This is a genomic window from Fictibacillus macauensis ZFHKF-1 (genome assembly GCF_000269865.1).
GTDB classification, from domain to species: Bacteria; Bacillota; Bacilli; order Bacillales; family Fictibacillaceae; genus Fictibacillus_C; species Fictibacillus_C macauensis.
This window is the reverse complement of the sequence record NZ_AKKV01000030.1, coordinates 37,121-54,387: the sequence shown is the minus strand read 5'-3', so window position 1 is coordinate 54,387 and position 17,267 is coordinate 37,121. Positions and strand designations below refer to the sequence as shown.

The window sequence follows — 17,267 nt, the reverse complement described above, 5'->3', positions numbered from 1 at the left end:
TTTTTATTCGTTTGGTTTATTGTCCTGTTCTTTGGCTAACTCTACACTTGGGTTTTCTGAACTTTGTTGAGCTACAGGGGGAGTGTTGGTAATCGTATTATTATTTTGCTTTGCCTGAAGCTCTACTAATTGTTGTAAGAGGGCATTACGTATGTGATCGTGGTGGTTTTTTCGTTTCATATAACCAAAAGATTTAAAGATAAAAATAATGACTAATACGGTAATAAAAAGTGCTACTAAAAGATAAAAAACGGTAAACAAGCCGAAAAAAGCGCCCAATAACTGCCCGGTAGTATCTGTTTTTTCTACAGTATCCATTTGTTCACAACCTTTCATTATTATACTATTTAATTAAATCATATTTTTAAACGTTTTTGGAGGTTTTTTCCTACCGGAAGTGCATTTCTTTATAAGATTTTAGAAGAGTTATTTTTGCCTTTTGCTGAACTTTGATACAATAGGACGTATAACTAATAGTATGAGGCAGGAATGACAATGAGTATATTATCTATAGAGCATCTTTCGAAAAGTTACGGCGATAAAGTATTGTTTCATGATTTATCATTTACAATCAGTGAGAAACAGCGGATTGGTGTCATAGGTGTAAATGGAACGGGAAAATCAACGTTATTAAAAATTATTGCAAATATTGAATCGGCAGATGCTGGTGAGCTTCTACATGCAAAAGATTTTCAAATCGAGTATTTACCACAATCTCCTTTTTTTGAAACAGAGGATACTGTACTTGAGGCGGTCTTTTTTGGGGATGCCCCTCTCATGAAACTTCAAAGAGAATATGAGCGTGCGATTGTAAAGTTAGAGAGAGATTCAATGAATGAAAAGCTTCAAAATCAATTGTTTCGTTTGCAACAACAAATGGATGCAATGAATGCTTGGGATGCGAACACAACGGCAAAAACCATCCTAACAAAACTTGGTATTACAGACTTAGAGCAAAAAGTTCGAACGATGTCAGGTGGTCAACAAAAACGTGTTGCGATTGCTAAAGCATTAATTCAACCGGTTGACTTGTTAATCTTAGATGAGCCAACCAACCATATTGATAACGATACAGTTGAATGGTTAGAAGATTTTCTAGGAAAGTATCGCGGAGCACTTCTTATGGTGACGCATGATCGCTATTTTTTAAATCGAGTGACCAATCGTATGATTGAACTTGATCAAGGAATGCTGTATAGCTATGAAGGGAATTATGAAACGTTTCTTGAAAAGAAGGCAGAACGACAAGAGCGTGAAGTCAGTTCCGAACAAAAACGACAAAATTTGTTGCGAAGAGAGCTAGCTTGGCTAAAGAGAGGTGCCAAAGCACGTACGACGAAACAAAAAGCAAGAATTCAACGTGCCCATACCCTGCAAGAACAAACAGGCCCTGAAGATAAAAAAGTAGTAGATGTTTCCATTGGTTCTACTCGTCTTGGCAAAAAAGTATTAGAAATTGAAGGTATTTCAAAATCATTTAACAATAAGTTGTTATTTAAAGACTTTAGTTATCTCGTTATGCCTCAAGATCGTTTAGGGATTATCGGCAAAAACGGTACAGGGAAGTCGACCTTATTAAATGTGCTGGCTGGAAAAATCCAACCGGATGAAGGGACAGTTGAAACAGGAAGTACTGTGCAATTAGGTTTTTACACACAAAATCATGAAGAGATGGATGAGAACTTACGGGTTATTGAATATATTCGTGAAGTGGCTGAAGTTATTCATACAAAAGATGGCCAAGCGATTACAGCTTCGCAAATGTTAGAGCGCTTTTTATTTACACCGAGTGCACAATGGACGTACATTTCTCGCCTTTCTGGTGGAGAAAGACGACGGTTGTATTTGTTGCGTGTGTTAATGAGTGAACCGAACGTATTGTTTTTAGATGAACCGACAAATGACTTAGATATTGAAACATTGTCCGTCTTAGAAGATTACTTAGAACAGTTTCCGGGCGCAGTCATTACAGTTTCGCATGATCGGTATTTTTTAGATCGTACCATGGACCATCTGTTTGCGCTTGAAGGCGATGGGGTTGTCCGTCGTTTTGATGGCGATTATTCCTCCTATCTAGAGCAAAAGCAGCAAGAAGAGGCACAAGAAATTCGTCCACAGAAAATTAGCGAAATTGAAAAACCAAAAAAAGAGAAACAACAGAAATTATCCTACAAAGAGCAAAAAGAATGGGATACGATTGAAGATCGAATTGCTTCTTTAGAAGAGAAGCATGAAGCGATTCAACAGCAAATTGATGGTGCGGGTAGTGACTTTGGAATTGTTGATGGCTTGTTCCGTGAACAGCAAGAAGTGGCTAAGGCGCTTGAAGAAGCTATGAATCGATGGGAAGAGCTCTCTGAGCTTGTTGAAGAAATTGAACGGAATAAGCAATGATTTTTTGCAAAGAAGAACACGGTTGTAAAAGACCGTGTTCTTTTTTTGAGCTTGGCTTGTAAGTCCGCTGCGCTAAGATGAGCGTCCGCGAAAAGTTCCAACCTGTCTTTTAAAGAAGAGAAGTCACTCAACCCACAAGCGGCCGCATGCCCATTGAATCCTTCCATCAGATCGGTTTGTTTCATCAGCAATTAAAACAGATTGAACCCTGTGATGCTGTGTCCGTGAGTTTGAAAACAGTGACGTTGAATCGTTGTTTATCGATCTCAAAAAACAGGTATAGTTCTCTAAAAAAATATGGAGGAGATCAAACTGGACGCATTCGTGAAAGCAATTGAATCTATTATAATGGATTTACCCTTAACCCTTATAGTACTGACTTTTACGTCGTTCTATATTGCAATGCGTTCAATCTATTTCTTTAGAATGTATAAACATAATCGAACGGCTAAGTTAGTCACATCCATTCTTTTTTTTCTCAATGCGATCTTGACGATTTTCTTTCTAATAATGGTTATTAAACGTACTTTTTATTTTTAATAGTTTCAAATCCATCCATAGGGGCTGATAAGATCATCTTATCAGCCCTTATTTGCGTGTTCTAGAGAGCTCGTCCGATGGTCCATTCTTCTCAGAGTCTTAGAATAGCACCAACGTGTATACGACGATAGAAATTAATAATAGAAAATATTTCATAACGTCTCCGCGTTAGGGGTCATTTATTTCGTTCGTCTTCTAGTTTCTTGAGTTTTGTCTCAAGATCTTTTTTTTGCATGGCGAGACAGAAAGGAACTTATTTTGAAATAACAGTAAACATCCCGGTCATAGTAGGAGTGTAATTTTTAAAATGATATTTTTCGTAGAAGGCTTCTTTGCCTTCTGATGCAAATAAACCGACAAAGGCTTGATTAGGGGCCTTTTGTTGAAGGTACGTCATCAAGCTATTCATAATTTCTTTACCGATTCCTTGTCCTTGATATGCTGGATGCACGACGACGTCTTGAATATAAAAATAGATTGCGCCATCTCCTACAATTCTCCCCATACCTATAATTTGCTTCTCATAATAAACGGTATAACTATATAGAGAGTTTTGCAGTGATTGCTCTGCTGCCTCAAAATTCATAGAGTCTGTCCACCCTACAGCATCACATAAATACTTATATTCTTCTAGGGTGGGTGGTGTTGTCTGATAACTATAGTTTTGCATCGTGATTCTCCTTTAACGTGTGATCGTAGTCTTAAGAAAATAGATTTTGAAGCCGATAGACAGGTAGAGTGTACTTTAAGTATAGATGATTTAGAAATAATGGTAAATGTAGGGTGCGGATGCCTCGTAAGTGAAACAAGTCATTTGAACAACGACGTACTTTTTTTCAAATATGACGTCTTAATCACTCTTTTTTCAAGGGTTGCATTCGCTACACAGTGTAAAAATGTAATTAAACCAAGTGAAGAACTTGGTGAAAGAAGGACAAAAGTCGGCATACTTTCTAAAAGAAGTAACTTTACAGCAAAGGTATTAATAGTAATTATTTACTATTAATTGAATTTATGCATATATTTATTTTGTTTTAAAGTGCCTTTAATACTGTTTAAATTTTGTAAAATTCACTTATTTTTAGTCCTAAAGTACAATCCTCAATCTCTGTTGGATATGCTATCTTATGTAAAGACAGAAAATTCACGCGGTTTAAAAAACAGGAGGGGTTACATTGGGGAAATGGTCAAAAAAAGCAGGGTCTTCACTCCTAATTACAGGATTAGCACTAGGAGTAATGTCACCAGCAGTGCATGCAAGTGAAGTATCACCTAGTAGTAATGGCGGAGAAAAAGTATTACCATCAATCGGGATTGATATGAATCTTGTTGATCAAGATGCGTTAGCAAAAGCATTAAAAAATCAAGGTCTTGTTGCAAAAAATGCTTCCAAAGAAGAACTGAAAGCTGCTGTTCAAAGATACATAGCGAAAAAGAACGCTAAAACAAGTGCAGATGCTTTTCAAATTAATAACAGCAAGAAAAACTTTGATTTAAAAGCAAAAGACTTTATGCGTAAGCAAAAAGAAAAGCTATCGAAATCATTGAATAAATCACACACTAAGATGAAAAGCGCACCACAATTTGCGGGATCATCTGATGGCACGATGAAAGTAGAGCCTGCAAAAGCGAAACCATACAATGGCGAAGTTCGCAAAGACAATGTACTTGTTTTGTTAGCTGAGTTCTCAGACTTCAAACATAATAATATCGTTCAACAGCCAGGATATATGTTCTCCAAAGATTTTAACCGTGCACACTATGAAAAAATGTTATTTGGCAATCAACAATTTGAGTTGTTTGATGGTTCAAAAGTGGACACGTTTAAGCAATTTTACGAAGAACAATCAGGTGGTAGCTATACTGTAGATGGAACGGTAACAGATTGGGTAACAGTTCCAGGGAAAGCAGCGGATTATGGTGATGATGCTGCAAGTGGTCATGATAATAAAGCGCCACTTGGACCGCGTGATTTCATTAAAGATGCATTAAATGCTGCTGTTAAAAAAGGACTTGATGTTTCACAATTTGATAAATTAGATCCAAAAGACCTTGATGGCGATGGAAACATTAATGAGCCAGACGGCATCATCGATCACTTAATGGTTATTCATGCAGGTGTTGGTCAAGAAGCAGGCGGCGGAAAGTTAGGTAATGATGCGATTTGGTCTCATCGCTCCGTAATCGGGAACCAACCTTATAAAATTCCTGGTACGAATATGAGTGCGTATGATTATACGGTAGAGCCTGAAGATGGCGCTGTTGGTGTATTTGCTCATGAATATGGTCATGACCTAGGTCTTCCGGATGAGTATGACACACAATACACAGGCGATGGTGAGCCAGTAGCTTCTTGGTCTATTATGAGTGGCGGAAGCTGGAATGGTCGCATTGCTGGTACAACACCAACAAGCTTCTCTCCACAAAACAAAGAATATTTCCAAAAGTTAATGGGTGGAAACTGGGCGAACATTCAAGAGATGAATTTTAATGATCTTGATAGCTTAGGGACGGTAGCGACGATTGATCAATCCGTTACAAAGTCTGATAAACCAGGCATCGTTCGTGTTAACTTACCTAATAAAAAGGTGAAAAACATTGAGCCGAAATTTGGCCAAAAGTATTACTACAGCACAAAAGGTGATGATCTTCATACTACGATGACAACACCTGAGCTTGATTTAACAAACGCTACGAAAGCTTCATTGAACTTTAAATCGCTGTATGAAATTGAAGCTGATTACGATTACTTGAACATTAAAGTTGTAAAAGCAGACGGTTCTGCAGATACGCTTGATGTATATGGTGACGAGCATACGGATAAAACTGCTGATTCTACAAAAGGTGAGTGGGTAGATAAAGCATACGATCTTTCTAAATATAAAGGTCAAAAGATTAAAGTAGTATTTGAATACGTAACAGATGGCGGTTTAGCGATGAAAGGTTTCGCAATGGACAACCTATCTGTAACAGCTGATGATAAAGTGATCCTTGCTGATGATGCTGAAGGTACACCGAAATTAACTTTAGCAGGTGCGATCGTTTCTGACGGATATGATTTAAAAGAAAATAACTACTATTTAGAATGGCGTAACTATGCAGGGGCAGACAAAGCACTTGAAGAGTCACGTGGGGTAAAATATAACACAGGTATGATGCTTTGGTACGCAGATTCTAGCTTTACAGATAACTGGACTGGTCCACATCCAGGTGAAGGTTTCCTAGGAGTAGTAGACTCACATCCAAAAGCAATTGTTGGAACATTAAATGGCAAACCAACTGTAGAAGATTCTACACGTTACCAAATTGCTGATGCTGCTTTCTCTTTTGACAAAGCACCAGCTTGGAAAATCAATTCTCCATCACGCGGTCTGTTTGACTATAAAGGACTTGATGGGGTAACGACATTTGATGATGGTCGTCAATATATTGACGAAACAGATTATAACGGTAGTTTAGAAGACGGCGTTATTAATGATGCTGGTCGCAAAGTGCCAAACCTTGGATTACAAATTCGTATTCTAGGTGAAGCGAAAGATAATTCTGCTGGATCTGTGTGGATTCGTAAAAAATAATACACATAAGAAAAGCGCTCCTATTGTGCAATAGGAGCGCTTTTCTTAGTGGATGGTTTCATGAAAAGGAATCTTTTTCAAAAAACGGTTTACTTTTATAGTTTTGTGGCATATACTGTAAATAGATTATATGGAGGAGGGATGTTTTATGATTTTTATTAGAGTGAACGACGCAAATAATTTAATAAAACAGCCCACTCATCGGAGCAGTTACGCTTTTTAGTGTATGTTGTCACTTCCATGAGAGATCGGTGGGCTGTTCATTACAGTACACGGGTGTCAAAATCGACAGTACAGATTAAAGGACCGATGTGAACGGTCTTTTTTTGTTTGTCTCAAATATGGGAGGAATAACTATTGGATTTACAACAATTAGGATGGACAACAGAGTTAGAAGAGAGATTTTCCATTGAATACGAAGGCGACTACATTGTCGGTCGAGTAGCCTTAGAGCATAAAAGAATGTATCGCGTGTTTACGGCCTATGGAGAGCTATTAGCAGAGGTTACAGGGAAGCTTCGGCATGAGGCAGCGACACGCAATGATTTTCCAGCTGTCGGCGATTGGGTTGTTTTAGCTCCTCGTTTACAGGAAGGAAAAGCAACCATCGTAGCAATTTTGCCTCGAAAAAGTAAATTTTCAAGAAAAATGGCAGGTGTTACGACGGAAGAACAAATTGTGGCGGCGAATATAGATACAGTATTTCTTGTGAATGCACTCACGCTAGATCTAAATGTACGCAGGATTGAACGCTATTTATTACTAGCTTGGGAAAGTGGTGCCAATCCCGTTATCATTTTAAGTAAAGCGGATCTTTGCCCTAATGTTGAAGAAAAGGTGCAAGCTGTAGAAGCGGTAGCTTTAGGTGTGCCTATTCATGTGATTAGTGCGGAACAAAATCAAGGGATAGAGCATTTAAAAACGTATGTTGAACCAGGGCAATCTGTTGCACTGTTAGGTTCTTCTGGTGTTGGTAAATCAACCCTTGTTAACGTTTTGTTCGGTGAAGAAAAACAAGCGGTCAAGCAAGTGCGCGAGGACGATGATAAAGGACGCCATACGACGACCCATCGAGAACTCGTCGTCATAAAAAATGGCGGTGTGGTTATAGATACACCGGGGATGCGAGAACTTCAGTTATGGGAAGCGGATTCGGGTATTAGTCAAAGCTTTCAAGACATTGAACAATTCATAGTACAATGTCGCTTCTCGGATTGTCGACATGAACACGAGCCAGGATGTGCTGTCATTGCGGCTATAGAGTCAGGAGAATTAGAACAACAGCGCTATTTTAGCTATCTTAAATTGCAGCGTGAATTAGCTTATCTTGCTCGAAAAGAAGATAAACGAGCCGAGCTTGCTGCTAAAAAGAAATGGAAAAAAATGACCGGTGATCGAACGCGACTCAATCGCCCATAAAAAAACGAGTAAGGCTCATTAACTGTAGCCTTACTCGTTTTTTTATTGAAGTTGATCCATTTCATGAACGACGCCGTCTAGCATAATAATGCGTGCTTCAAAAGCATCGCGAATAGCATTAGAAGCTTCCGTTAGTTTTTCAGGATCGCCACCGCATAAAGTATTCAAAAGGTTTTCTATTTTTTGTAAGTCGGGTTTGATAATAAAGTCTGAATGCTCTAGCCACGGTTTTAAGTTATGCTTCTTAAGAACAGCATTGATCTGCGAGAAAAAGTGTGGAAGAAACTTTTCGCGAGTAATACAAAATACAGCGGCTACTTCATGCGTTTTTCCGTGCATTGCCAGTTTTAATATTTTCTCTGTAAACGTAGCAATGCTGTCTGGTATTTCTTGTGCATGTAGCGAAAGAATCGGATCCTCAAGTTCTTGGAGACGTGTAATATAAGTAACGATGGGCATTGTATCCACACCACGTTCCTTACTTAATCGAACATATTCTTTAAAGGAATTCAAGTTACCATGCGTTTCTTTTTGGGCAACTAGTTCATTTATATAAGTGGTGTGCTCTGGATAAGGATGTGGCAGCCAAGGAAGGGTAACACAGCTCAAGTCCATTTGCAGCCTTTTTAATAAAGACATATAGTTCCATGTGCCGAATACTTGATGCTTTAAAAAAATTTGAAGGTGTTCGTCTTTCGAGAGCTTCTGAAAAAATGAATGCTGTAAAATCGTATCTTGTGTTGAATCAAATTGATCCATGGGAAAAGTCTTCATAGTTATGTCCTTTCTTTCCATAAGGTTTGATGTACAATAAGAGTGGTAATCACTACAGTAACGACAAATACGTAAAGGAGAGTTCGTATGCTTCAGAAATTCACAATTCAAAGCCACGCACGCGATGAAATGCTTGATATAACAGAAACGGTTAGAGCATACATTCAAGAGCAAGGCGTTACAAGTGGGTTAGTAACCGTATATTCTGTTCATACTACGGCTGGCATAACTATTAATGAAAATGCCGATCCAGATGTAAAGCGTGATATGTTGATGAGGTGGGATGAGGTATATCCGTGGGAACACCCTAATGACCGTCACGCTGAAGGAAATACGGCTGCGCACCTCAAAGCTAGTACCGTTGGCAGTTCGCAAAGTGTTATTATTCATGACAGTGAATTATTGTTAGGCGTTTGGCAAGGCATTTATTTTTGTGAATTTGACGGACCGCGTACTCGCTATTATTATGTCAAAGTAACAAAAGATGATGCGTAAGATGGAGGGGTTAGATGGTTAACGTTTTATTTGTTTGTCTAGGAAATATTTGCCGATCACCAATGGCAGAGGCAGTCTTTAAAGATTTAGTTGCCAAAAAAGGATGGTCTGAGTCAATTGCAGTTGATTCTGCAGGAACTGGAAGTTGGCATATCGGGGAACCTCCTCATAAAGGTACACAACAATTACTGAAAGAAAAAAATATATCAACACAAGGCTTGAAAGCCCGTCAAGTAAAGAAGGAAGATTTAGAGACGTACGATTACGTTATTGCGATGGACGCCAAAAATGTTGGTGACCTACAGCAATTGGCTGGTACGATTTCTGCAAAACATGTTGCGCGCCTTCTGGACTTCGTTCCTTCTTCACATGTAGAGGATGTACCGGATCCGTATTATACGGGAAATTTTGAAGAAGTATATGAACTTGTCGTCTCCGGATGTCAGGAACTATTAGCTGTTATTGCTCAAGAACACCAATTGTAGGAGGTGAGTTATGGCAATCATTACAGAATTAAGTGAGCGACCTCAATGGATAGAAGCTTTTTCGGTCATGAAACAATTACGTCCACATTTAACGGAAGCTTTGTTTTTAAACTTAGTAGAGGAAATGCATCATTCTGGATATACAATGTTTGGACTGTATGATCATTCGCGCTTGGAAGCTGTAATAGGTTTTACCATAACAACCAATCTTTATTATGGAAAGCATGTATGGGTTTACGATCTTGTAACAGAAGAGCGTTCGAGAGGAAAGGGCTATGGCTATGAATTGTTATCTTTTGTTGAGGCATTTGCTGTTCACAATAATTGCGAATGTCTTGCTCTTTCTTCAGGGGTACAGCGCTATGATACACATCGCTTTTATACAAAGAAAATGAACTATAAAGAAGTAAGTAAGGTGTTCAAAAAAGATTTTGGATAAAAAAAGAAGCGACCTTCCATGTTAGGAACGTCGCTTCTTCTCTCTCATTACGTATGCTTTCTCGTTCTACCCATAATCCAACTAACGATTGCAACAACGATAATCGCACCGATGATTGCTGGAACAATCGCAAAACCAGCTGCACTTGGTCCCCATGTTCCTAATAGCATACTACCGAGCCAAGCTCCTACAAAACCTGCTATAATGTTTCCTATAATTCCACCAGGAACGTCACGTCCAATAATAATTCCAGCTAACCAACCAATAATTCCGCCAATAATAAGTGCCCATAAAAATCCCATTTTTCGTTTCCTCCTTTTGTTTGATGAGGCTGTACCGTTAAGTTACCCCAGTACTTTTAGATTTAAACAAATAGAAAAATATGTTTTTTGCACTAAAGACAAGGGAATGTAGTAATTATTCTTTATCTCTAGATATAGATATTCTTGAAGGGAGTACAAGGTGATGGAAAAAACACAAAAAAAAGAAAGTGGCAAGCTTTTTCGTGGCATGCTAATGGGGGCAGCTGTTGGAGCTGCAATTGCAATGTTCGATCGTTCTACTCGTCAAAGGGTTAAAGATACAACGATGCGGCTGAAAGATCGTACACTTTCATTAGCATCTCAAATTAAACAGGACCCTAAGAGTGTTGCCAATGATGTGAAGCAAACGCTTCAAACAGCACAATCTGCGGTTGAAACAGTCGTTGAAGAAGTAAAGCAACTAGCTACTACTGTAGAAGATGTAAAGAAAAATTCGCGTGGTGTGCTTCAACAGGTACAGTCCGCTTCATCAGAAATTAAAGGTATGGGCGAAAGGCTCACAACAAAAGAACGAAGTTAGAGGAAATTATAAGGCGCGAGGTGGGAGATGAGACTTTATCAAGAGTTGAAGCATTTGTCGTGGAAAGCCTTCTTTTTAGAAATGAAGGAGAGTTTTATAAAAAGTAAAATTACAGGTTTAGCTGCTCAGCTCGCCTATTACTTTCTTTTATCGCTTTTTCCGTTTTTGATTTTCTTATTAACATTGGGCGGAATTTTTATTTCTCCTGAGGACGCCTTATCTATTTTGAATCACGTCATTCCTGGGCAATCGAGTAAACTCATTCAAGACAATATTTACGCGGTGCTGGAAACGAGAAATAATGGTTTGCTGTCCTTTGGAATCATTGCAGCTTTATGGTCTGCTTCAAACGGAGTTAACGCTTTAATCATGGCTTTAAATGAAGCATACGGGGTAAAGGAATGTCGCTCATTTGTGAAAACGCGGCTGTTGGCAATCCTCTTAACAGTAGGTGTTATTATTGCGATTGTAGTCGCCCTCATTCTTCCGGTTTTTGGGAAGGCTATTGGAATGTTTATTTTTTCTTATTTAGGACTGGATACGTATTTTTTAAATATGTGGGCATTGTTACGATGGGCTATTAGCTTTGTGATTATTGCTATTGTCTTTTCAATTTTATATTATACGGGACCGTGTAAGCGTCTCTCCTATAAAGATGTGTGTTACGGAGCAGTAGTGTCTACGTTGCTATGGCAACTCGTTTCTTTATGTTTTGCTTATTATGTGGACCATTTTGGCAAGTTTACATCTACCTATGGAAGTTTAGGCGCGATTATCGTCTTAATGCTTTGGTTTTACTTAACAGGCATTGTTATTTTAATTGGGGGATTAATAAATGCTATTCTCCATAAATTTAAAGTCGATCGCGTTTATGCTAAAGGGCTTTTAGAGGAAAAAGTGGATTGAGATCCTTTAGTATATTGCATGTGCTTTCTTCATAGAGATGATAGTGGAGTATATGAAGAAATGAGGAAAGCTTCATGCTTGCTAGTAAAAAACGAATGCTTTGGATTTTTGTCGTCGTTTATGCTGTGATGGTCCTTTATATAACCCTTTTTTCTTTTAACACGTACGTATACGGAAAAGCAACGAATATTGTACCGTTTGCGAGTATTCAGTTAATGTGGAGAAGTCAAAGTGTCCTATTAGTTTTAAAAAATATTGTCGGAAATCTTCTTCTTTTTTTTCCATTTGGTCTGTTATTACCGCTTATCTTCTCTAGTTTTCAACGCTTGAAGACGATTTTATTCGTTGGCTTCGGTGGTAGTTTCCTTATTGAAGTGATTCAGTATCAATGGGCAAAACGGATTTTTGATGTGGATGATATTATATTAAATGGCTTAGGGGCACTTCTAGGATGGTTGCTCGTAATGAGTATTCGTTCCATTCATACATTGATCGTGATCAATTCAAAAAAAGGCTGAAAAGGAACGCTCCTTTTCAGCTTTTTCATTATTTCGTTTCTTTTCCAAGAACACGGTTCACGCGTTTTGTTAGCATTTTCATCCCATCGCCACCTGCTTGGAAGTGACGGAGTTTTCCTTCTGCATCAAATACGTAGTAGGCTGGCACATATTGGTTCTCAAATGCATCCGTTAATGCATGTTGATTATCAACGAAAATAGGTTGGCTAATATCATGTTCCTTAGCCACTTCTTTTACTTGCTCAAGATCTAAATCTTTTTCAGAACGTGGCATGTGCACAGCAATAACATTCAATTCATCTTTATAGTCATCACGAAATTGATTAATGTTTGGCATTGCTTCTTTACAAAGTCCGCAGCTTACAGACCAAAAATGAATCAATGTTGGTTTATCACCGATTAAGTCTGCTTTTGTCACTTCTCCATTTAACCATTCAGTTGCACCTTTGAGTTCAGGCATATCCGCGCGTAATCTCATATTCCTATCTCCTTTATTGTGTATTAATTAATAATTATTATCATGTAAGTTCCATTATTATTATAAGGAATCTTCTCCAATAATGCAAAGAAATTGATTAGACTAATTTTTTAATGGTTTTGGTGCTGAGTCACCTTTATGCAGCCACGTCACGATAAATAATACGGCTAACATTCCACATATAGCATATACAAATGCGCCTGCATCAAAGGTTGCAATAAAGGTACCCCCGATGAGCGGTCCTGACATGCTACCGGCACTAAAAGCAATTCCGGCGAGAATATTCCCAACAGGCAATAAGTATGGAGGTAATAGATCGCTTAAATACATCATTCCTAATGAGAAAAGAGAGCCGATAAACATCCCAGCAATAAAAAATAGTACTAAGTAGATTAGCATATGTTTATTTGCTAATAGTGTAGAGGCAAATGCCATAAAGCCAATAACTAAACATATAAGCAATACTTTTCGTCTCCCGAATCGATCACTCCAAATACCAAGTGGTAACTGAAAAATAAGGCTTCCCATGATAAAAGACGGGAGTAGTATGGATACCCACTCTACAGCAATTCCTTGTCGCAAAGCGAAAACTGGGAAAGAACCATTTAAAAATGATTCAAGAAAGCCGTATCCGAAGGCGGGAAGTAAGGCTACCCAAGCGATCTTTAACACTTCTAAATAGCGTGTAAACACATTCATGCCAGCTTCTGTCGGTGTTCCTGTATCGGGAAGTTCATTTTTAATACATGTCATGATAAACAAGGATAGAAGGCAAAAGGCCCCAGAAATAATAAAAGGTAATGACTCATTCCAAGAAGCGAAACGGGTCATAAGCGGCCCAACACCAAATCCTGCTCCAAAGGCAATTCCATAAATGGCGATGTTACGTCCACGCTTTTCTTCTGGACTTTTAGATGTAACCCAAACTTGAGTAGAGAAATGTAACATATGATCTCCGACTCCGACAATCATTCGTAACGCAAACCAAAACCAAAAAGCTTTATACCAAGGAAATAAAAATAAGGAGAGCGTTACGAGAATAAGCCCCGTAACAATAATCTTTTTATAACCATATGTTTGTAAAGGCTTTTCTACAAAAGGTGCTACAAACATTATTCCCAAATAAAGAGCAATGGCATTTAGGCCATTTAAGGTCGCTGATGTACCAGCTTGTTCTAACAAAATAGCAATTAAAGGCAATAACATGCCTTGGGTAAAACCAGAAATAAATACGATACTGACGAGTACAGTGAATTTTGAACGTGTTAATACAGCCATGTAGTCTCTTTCCTTTTTTCAAGTTTCTTGTCCTATTTTACAATGAAAAAATGTACCATGGCTGTTTTTTTAAAGAAAAACTTTTCTCTTGCTGTTATAGAAAAAGGAAGCTGTGAAATGACAGCTTCCTCTATCTTTACATTTTTACTGTGACTGGTTCTTTTTCTGAAGAATTCATTAGGCGATAAACGGTCGGGGTAATTTCTAGCAAAATGTAAGTAGGATCGTCTGGACCACTAAACCAATGTTCCATTTTCTCATTCCACATTTTGTGCTTAAGCGCTTTGTCATCACGAATGGTGACCGTTCCTTGCATTTCAATATAAGGATCTGTGATTTTCTCATATCCTAAAAGAACGTGTACATGCGGATTTTCTTCAATTTCGTCCACCTTATGTGTTTCGCTACTAGTAGCTGTTAGCAATGTTGTCTGATTTTCTTCACGCCAAAATGTCATATAACGGGAATGTGGTTTGTTTTGAGAAACAGTGGAAAGTGTTCCAATTGGGTTCGTATCGATAATTTGTTTAATCTGATCTTTAAACGCTTGTTCATTCATCGTTCTTTCCCCTTTCAATTGGTTATAGTACATATCGTTCCACTAAAAGAGCAAGTGTAAACACATTGCTTTCATTGTGCTAAAAATTGTTAGCTTCTAGAGGGATAATTATTGTAAAAAGGAAAAAAATACGATTATAAAAGGAGGTAACGATGTGAAACGAAAGTTCATCATGTTTGGCTTAATTTTGTTCTTTTCTTTACCACATTACACCGAAGCTAAGGAAGCTCCAACTTCCATTAAAGTTCCAGCTTCTGTAGCTGATATATCAAAAGAGAATACTTACCCTAACTCGGCTCAAGATTTACCTTACCTACAACCGAGTAGCTTGGCGAAAGATATGTTAAAGACTTCTAGGGTTCCGATTGCTAATCCAGATCTTATTCGTCTTCTTAATGAATCAGTGATTCATCCGTCAAAGTTAGCAATTGGTTATCGCGCTCGCATCTTTTTGGGAGAATGGCCACTATCTTACGAGTCGACGAAAACAAGTGTGAATTGGGAATATAAGCAAGTGAACAGCAATCGAGTCGATAATCGTGGTGGGCAGCAAACAGCGCAATTACGCTATTATCAGCAAGAACACAAAAGAGTCAATGGGGGATTAACAGCAGAAATCCCTAATAGTGAAGCTGTTAAGAAAATGATGATGATAGCAGCAGAACAAAAAACGGACTTACCACTTGCATTTCAAACGAATATTGGAGCAGGCACGCGTAAAGGTAATGTGTATAACGTCTCTACAAGTCGTGTAGGTTATTTAACTGGGTACGTTCCAGCTGTTAATGAACGAGGACGAGTCACGTATGGCGAAGTTTATATTGTCTTAAAAGGAAGTAAAAAACGGATTGAAGTGAAAAATGTGACGCAACAAGGAATTGGTGCATGGATTCCGGTCCAAGAACATGTAGCGTTACGTTTTCATTCTTCTCATATGTAAAAGAAAAAACCTCTTAAAAAAGAGGTTTTTTCTTGTATACCTTACGTTGTTAATCAACCCATTCTTCGCTCCATTGTTGAATGGCAGTTATAACATTGCGTAAGGCAGTTCCTTTTTGGGTTAATTCATATTCTATGCGTACGGGAGTTTCTGGATAAACATGGCGAATGACAATTCCTGCTGCTTCTAGCTCTTTCATTCGTTCAGTGAGCATGCGATCACTCATGTCAGGAATTTGTTTCTTTATTTCTTTAAATCGCTTCGCTCCTCCCAATAGCACACGGATGATGAGGCCTGTCCATTTTTTGCCGATAATTTCAATGGCTACCTCGTATTTTGGACACATTGTGTTGTAATTCATATGACTTCACCTCAACGTAAGTTAGGATCACCTATAAAAAATGATACCCCTACGACTTACTATTGTAAAGTATATAACTTTTTAACCTAACTTAATTTTGGAAGTTAGTTGTGAAAAGTTGGTATTAGTATAGTACGCTTCTTTTACAAGTAAATTTGGACCGAGACATTTAACTGCTGGACAGTGACAGTTTAATGCTGAAGCTGTTTTTGATTGCATCCACTGATCATAAGCGTCTGTAAAAGTAGTGTCTTGAATGTTTCCAAGCGATGGTGTATCGCCAAAATCCGTTACAATGATTTCACCATCAAATATGTTCACATTCAAGCGGGATCGACCATCAGGATCATTTCGTACTGTAACATTTTTTTCGTTGTACAAGCGTTGTAGTAACGCAAGATCTTCTTGGTTAGTTGAACATGCATAGAAGGGGAGGGTACCAAATAGCATCCAAATGTTCGGATTTCTTATATCGAGTAGAGAGTGAATAGCCTCTCTTGTTTCTTCTAGAGGAAGAACTTCAAGGGAACTAGCGTAATCACTAGGATACATTGGATGAATCTCATGCCGCTGACAGCCCATCTCTGCAATATGTTCATGAATGGTTGCTAAGTAAGGAAGGGTTGATTTGTTAAGCATCGTTTCAGCTGAAACAATGATGCCTTGCTTTGTAAGAGCTTGAGCATTATCAACCATCCGATCAAAGAGCGCAAGACGCTGTGCATAAGAGGGCTTTCGTTCCATATGAGCAAAGCCGATTTCTATAAAGTCTTCTGGTCTTCCCCAGTTATGAGAAATATGTAAGACGTCTAAATAGGGCAAAATAGCATCATATCGAGCTAACTCTAATGTTAAATTTGAATTGATTTGCGTGCGTGCGCCTCGAGATGAAGCATATTGAAGTAGTGGAACAACATAGTTTTCTACCGACTTTTTAGACATCATTGGCTCACCGCCTGTAATCGAGAACGAGCGTAGGTGAGGGATTTCATCTAATCGTGAGATCATCAGATCAAGTGGCAGAGGTTCTGGGTCCTTTACACTTAATGTATAGCCGACAGCACAGTGTGCACACCGCATATTACACAGTGTCGTCGTCGTTACTTCAATATTGGACAAAACCATGGAACCGAATTCTTCTACATCCATATAAGCTTCCCACGGATCATAGGTAACCGTAATAGGTTTCTTTTGAATCATGTTTTATTACTCCTTTTAATTTGGACAACTAAATACACCATATGATAACGCAAAGTGGCGCAA

The 17,267-nt window shown here is 38.4% G+C and carries 19 protein-coding genes; 10 read left to right on the top strand and 9 right to left on the bottom strand.

All coding sequences use genetic code 11. The features are described 5' to 3' along the window. Positions 1-3: 3 nt before the first annotated feature. Positions 4-318: a hypothetical protein gene (locus tag A374_RS13455; RefSeq protein ID WP_007202773.1), complete on the bottom strand. Its 315-nt coding sequence runs from the start codon at positions 316-318 to the stop codon at positions 4-6. Positions 319-495: 177 nt separating this feature from the next. Here A374_RS13455 and A374_RS13450 point away from each other — a divergent pair, with 177 nt between their 5' ends. Continuing rightward, positions 496-2,394 (top strand): ABC-F family ATP-binding cassette domain-containing protein, encoded by a 1,899-nt coding sequence (locus tag A374_RS13450; RefSeq protein WP_007202772.1) that lies wholly within the window; start codon positions 496-498, stop codon positions 2,392-2,394. Positions 2,395-3,187: 793 nt separating this feature from the next. On the opposite strand, the gene A374_RS13445 is transcribed toward A374_RS13450, so the two are convergent. Next, entirely contained in the window at positions 3,188-3,604 is a 417-nt protein-coding gene (locus A374_RS13445) for a GNAT family N-acetyltransferase (RefSeq protein WP_007202771.1), read from the bottom strand. A 505-nt stretch (positions 3,605-4,109) separates the two neighbouring features. Here A374_RS13445 and A374_RS13435 point away from each other — a divergent pair. Together A374_RS13435 and rsgA are read left to right on the top strand one after the other, a co-directional pair. Further along, positions 4,110-6,509: an immune inhibitor A domain-containing protein gene (locus A374_RS13435; RefSeq protein WP_007202769.1), complete on the top strand. Its 2,400-nt coding sequence runs from the start codon at positions 4,110-4,112 to the stop codon at positions 6,507-6,509. A 357-nt stretch (positions 6,510-6,866) separates the two neighbouring features. Continuing rightward, a complete protein-coding gene (gene rsgA, locus A374_RS13430) occupies positions 6,867-7,928 on the top strand; it encodes a ribosome small subunit-dependent GTPase A (protein WP_007202768.1) in 1,062 nt (353 codons plus the stop codon). A 42-nt stretch (positions 7,929-7,970) separates the two neighbouring features. On the opposite strand, the gene A374_RS13425 is transcribed toward rsgA, so the two are convergent. Further along, positions 7,971-8,702 carry a DUF3050 domain-containing protein gene (locus A374_RS13425; RefSeq protein ID WP_162098299.1) on the bottom strand — a complete coding sequence of 244 codons (732 nt, stop codon included), beginning with the start codon at positions 8,700-8,702 and terminating at the stop codon, positions 7,971-7,973. An 87-nt stretch (positions 8,703-8,789) separates the two neighbouring features. Between A374_RS13425 and A374_RS13420 the strand changes: the two genes are divergently transcribed. Genes A374_RS13420 through A374_RS13410 form a run of 3 tightly spaced genes read left to right on the top strand, consistent with a single transcriptional unit; the run spans position 8,790 to position 10,121 of the window. Continuing rightward, on the top strand, positions 8,790-9,197 hold the full coding sequence (locus A374_RS13420) for a secondary thiamine-phosphate synthase enzyme YjbQ (protein ID WP_007202766.1): 408 nt from the start codon (positions 8,790-8,792) through the stop codon (positions 9,195-9,197). A gap of 14 nt (positions 9,198-9,211) precedes the next feature. Further along, positions 9,212-9,682, top strand: coding sequence for a low molecular weight protein-tyrosine-phosphatase (locus A374_RS13415; RefSeq protein ID WP_007202765.1), 471 nt, complete (start codon positions 9,212-9,214; stop codon positions 9,680-9,682). Between the two features lie 10 nt (positions 9,683-9,692). Continuing rightward, the gene (locus A374_RS13410) at positions 9,693-10,121 is read left to right on the top strand and encodes a GNAT family N-acetyltransferase (protein WP_007202764.1); all 429 of its coding nucleotides are present in this window, start codon (positions 9,693-9,695) and stop codon (positions 10,119-10,121) included. A 47-nt stretch (positions 10,122-10,168) separates the two neighbouring features. On the opposite strand, the gene A374_RS13405 is transcribed toward A374_RS13410, so the two are convergent. Further along, positions 10,169-10,423, bottom strand: coding sequence for a GlsB/YeaQ/YmgE family stress response membrane protein (locus A374_RS13405; protein WP_007202763.1), 255 nt, complete (start codon positions 10,421-10,423; stop codon positions 10,169-10,171). 163 nt (positions 10,424-10,586) lie between these two features. On the opposite strand from A374_RS13405, the gene A374_RS13400 reads away from it, so the two are divergent. The 3 genes from A374_RS13400 to A374_RS13390 all read left to right on the top strand — a co-directional run bounded on the left by A374_RS13400 (position 10,587) and on the right by A374_RS13390 (position 12,388). Next, positions 10,587-10,964 (top strand): YtxH domain-containing protein, encoded by a 378-nt coding sequence (locus A374_RS13400; RefSeq protein WP_007202762.1) that lies wholly within the window; start codon positions 10,587-10,589, stop codon positions 10,962-10,964. Positions 10,965-10,991: 27 nt separating this feature from the next. Beyond that, positions 10,992-11,870 (top strand): YihY/virulence factor BrkB family protein, encoded by an 879-nt coding sequence (locus A374_RS13395; protein ID WP_007202761.1) that lies wholly within the window; start codon positions 10,992-10,994, stop codon positions 11,868-11,870. A gap of 74 nt (positions 11,871-11,944) precedes the next feature. Then, a complete protein-coding gene (locus tag A374_RS13390) occupies positions 11,945-12,388 on the top strand; it encodes a VanZ family protein (protein WP_007202760.1) in 444 nt (147 codons plus the stop codon). 28 nt (positions 12,389-12,416) lie between these two features. Here the strand turns inward: A374_RS13390 and A374_RS13385 are convergent, their stop codons facing one another. From A374_RS13385 to A374_RS13375, 3 genes are all read right to left on the bottom strand, one after another. Then, positions 12,417-12,866: a TlpA disulfide reductase family protein gene (locus tag A374_RS13385; protein WP_007202759.1), complete on the bottom strand. Its 450-nt coding sequence runs from the start codon at positions 12,864-12,866 to the stop codon at positions 12,417-12,419. Positions 12,867-12,968: 102 nt separating this feature from the next. Continuing rightward, complete coding sequence (locus A374_RS13380; protein ID WP_007202758.1) at positions 12,969-14,144, bottom strand: MFS transporter; 1,176 nt, start codon at positions 14,142-14,144, stop codon at positions 12,969-12,971. Positions 14,145-14,280: 136 nt separating this feature from the next. Next, positions 14,281-14,703 carry a pyridoxamine 5'-phosphate oxidase family protein gene (locus tag A374_RS13375; protein ID WP_007202757.1) on the bottom strand — a complete coding sequence of 141 codons (423 nt, stop codon included), beginning with the start codon at positions 14,701-14,703 and terminating at the stop codon, positions 14,281-14,283. A gap of 154 nt (positions 14,704-14,857) precedes the next feature. On the opposite strand from A374_RS13375, the gene A374_RS13370 reads away from it, so the two are divergent. Continuing rightward, on the top strand, positions 14,858-15,643 hold the full coding sequence (locus tag A374_RS13370; protein ID WP_007202756.1) for a YfkD famly protein: 786 nt from the start codon (positions 14,858-14,860) through the stop codon (positions 15,641-15,643). Between the two features lie 49 nt (positions 15,644-15,692). Here the strand turns inward: A374_RS13370 and A374_RS13365 are convergent, their stop codons facing one another. Next, on the bottom strand, positions 15,693-16,004 hold the full coding sequence (locus A374_RS13365; RefSeq protein WP_007202755.1) for a winged helix-turn-helix transcriptional regulator: 312 nt from the start codon (positions 16,002-16,004) through the stop codon (positions 15,693-15,695). A gap of 81 nt (positions 16,005-16,085) precedes the next feature. Beyond that, the gene (yfkAB, locus tag A374_RS13360) at positions 16,086-17,204 is read right to left on the bottom strand and encodes a radical SAM/CxCxxxxC motif protein YfkAB (protein ID WP_007202754.1); all 1,119 of its coding nucleotides are present in this window, start codon (positions 17,202-17,204) and stop codon (positions 16,086-16,088) included. Positions 17,205-17,267 lie beyond the last annotated feature (63 nt).

Excerpts from the sequence above, each read along its gene's own strand:
- A374_RS13455 (WP_007202773.1), bottom strand. The coding sequence starts at position 318 with ATGGATACTGTAGAAAAAACAGATACTACCGGGCAGTTATTGGGCGCT.
- A374_RS13450 (WP_007202772.1), top strand. The coding sequence starts at position 496 with ATGAGTATATTATCTATAGAGCATCTTTCGAAAAGTTACGGCGATAAA.
- A374_RS13445 (WP_007202771.1), bottom strand. The coding sequence starts at position 3,604 with ATGCAAAACTATAGTTATCAGACAACACCACCCACCCTAGAAGAATAT.
- A374_RS13425 (WP_162098299.1), bottom strand. The coding sequence starts at position 8,702 with ATGAAGACTTTTCCCATGGATCAATTTGATTCAACACAAGATACGATT.
- A374_RS13420 (WP_007202766.1), top strand. The coding sequence starts at position 8,790 with ATGCTTCAGAAATTCACAATTCAAAGCCACGCACGCGATGAAATGCTT.
- A374_RS13415 (WP_007202765.1), top strand. The coding sequence starts at position 9,212 with ATGGTTAACGTTTTATTTGTTTGTCTAGGAAATATTTGCCGATCACCA.
- A374_RS13410 (WP_007202764.1), top strand. The coding sequence starts at position 9,693 with ATGGCAATCATTACAGAATTAAGTGAGCGACCTCAATGGATAGAAGCT.
- A374_RS13405 (WP_007202763.1), bottom strand. The coding sequence starts at position 10,423 with ATGGGATTTTTATGGGCACTTATTATTGGCGGAATTATTGGTTGGTTA.
- A374_RS13400 (WP_007202762.1), top strand. The coding sequence starts at position 10,587 with ATGGAAAAAACACAAAAAAAAGAAAGTGGCAAGCTTTTTCGTGGCATG.
- A374_RS13395 (WP_007202761.1), top strand. The coding sequence starts at position 10,992 with ATGAGACTTTATCAAGAGTTGAAGCATTTGTCGTGGAAAGCCTTCTTT.
- A374_RS13390 (WP_007202760.1), top strand. The coding sequence starts at position 11,945 with ATGCTTGCTAGTAAAAAACGAATGCTTTGGATTTTTGTCGTCGTTTAT.
- A374_RS13385 (WP_007202759.1), bottom strand. The coding sequence starts at position 12,866 with ATGAGATTACGCGCGGATATGCCTGAACTCAAAGGTGCAACTGAATGG.
- A374_RS13380 (WP_007202758.1), bottom strand. The coding sequence starts at position 14,144 with ATGGCTGTATTAACACGTTCAAAATTCACTGTACTCGTCAGTATCGTA.
- A374_RS13375 (WP_007202757.1), bottom strand. The coding sequence starts at position 14,703 with ATGAATGAACAAGCGTTTAAAGATCAGATTAAACAAATTATCGATACG.
- A374_RS13365 (WP_007202755.1), bottom strand. The coding sequence starts at position 16,004 with ATGAATTACAACACAATGTGTCCAAAATACGAGGTAGCCATTGAAATT.
- yfkAB (WP_007202754.1), bottom strand. The coding sequence starts at position 17,204 with ATGATTCAAAAGAAACCTATTACGGTTACCTATGATCCGTGGGAAGCT.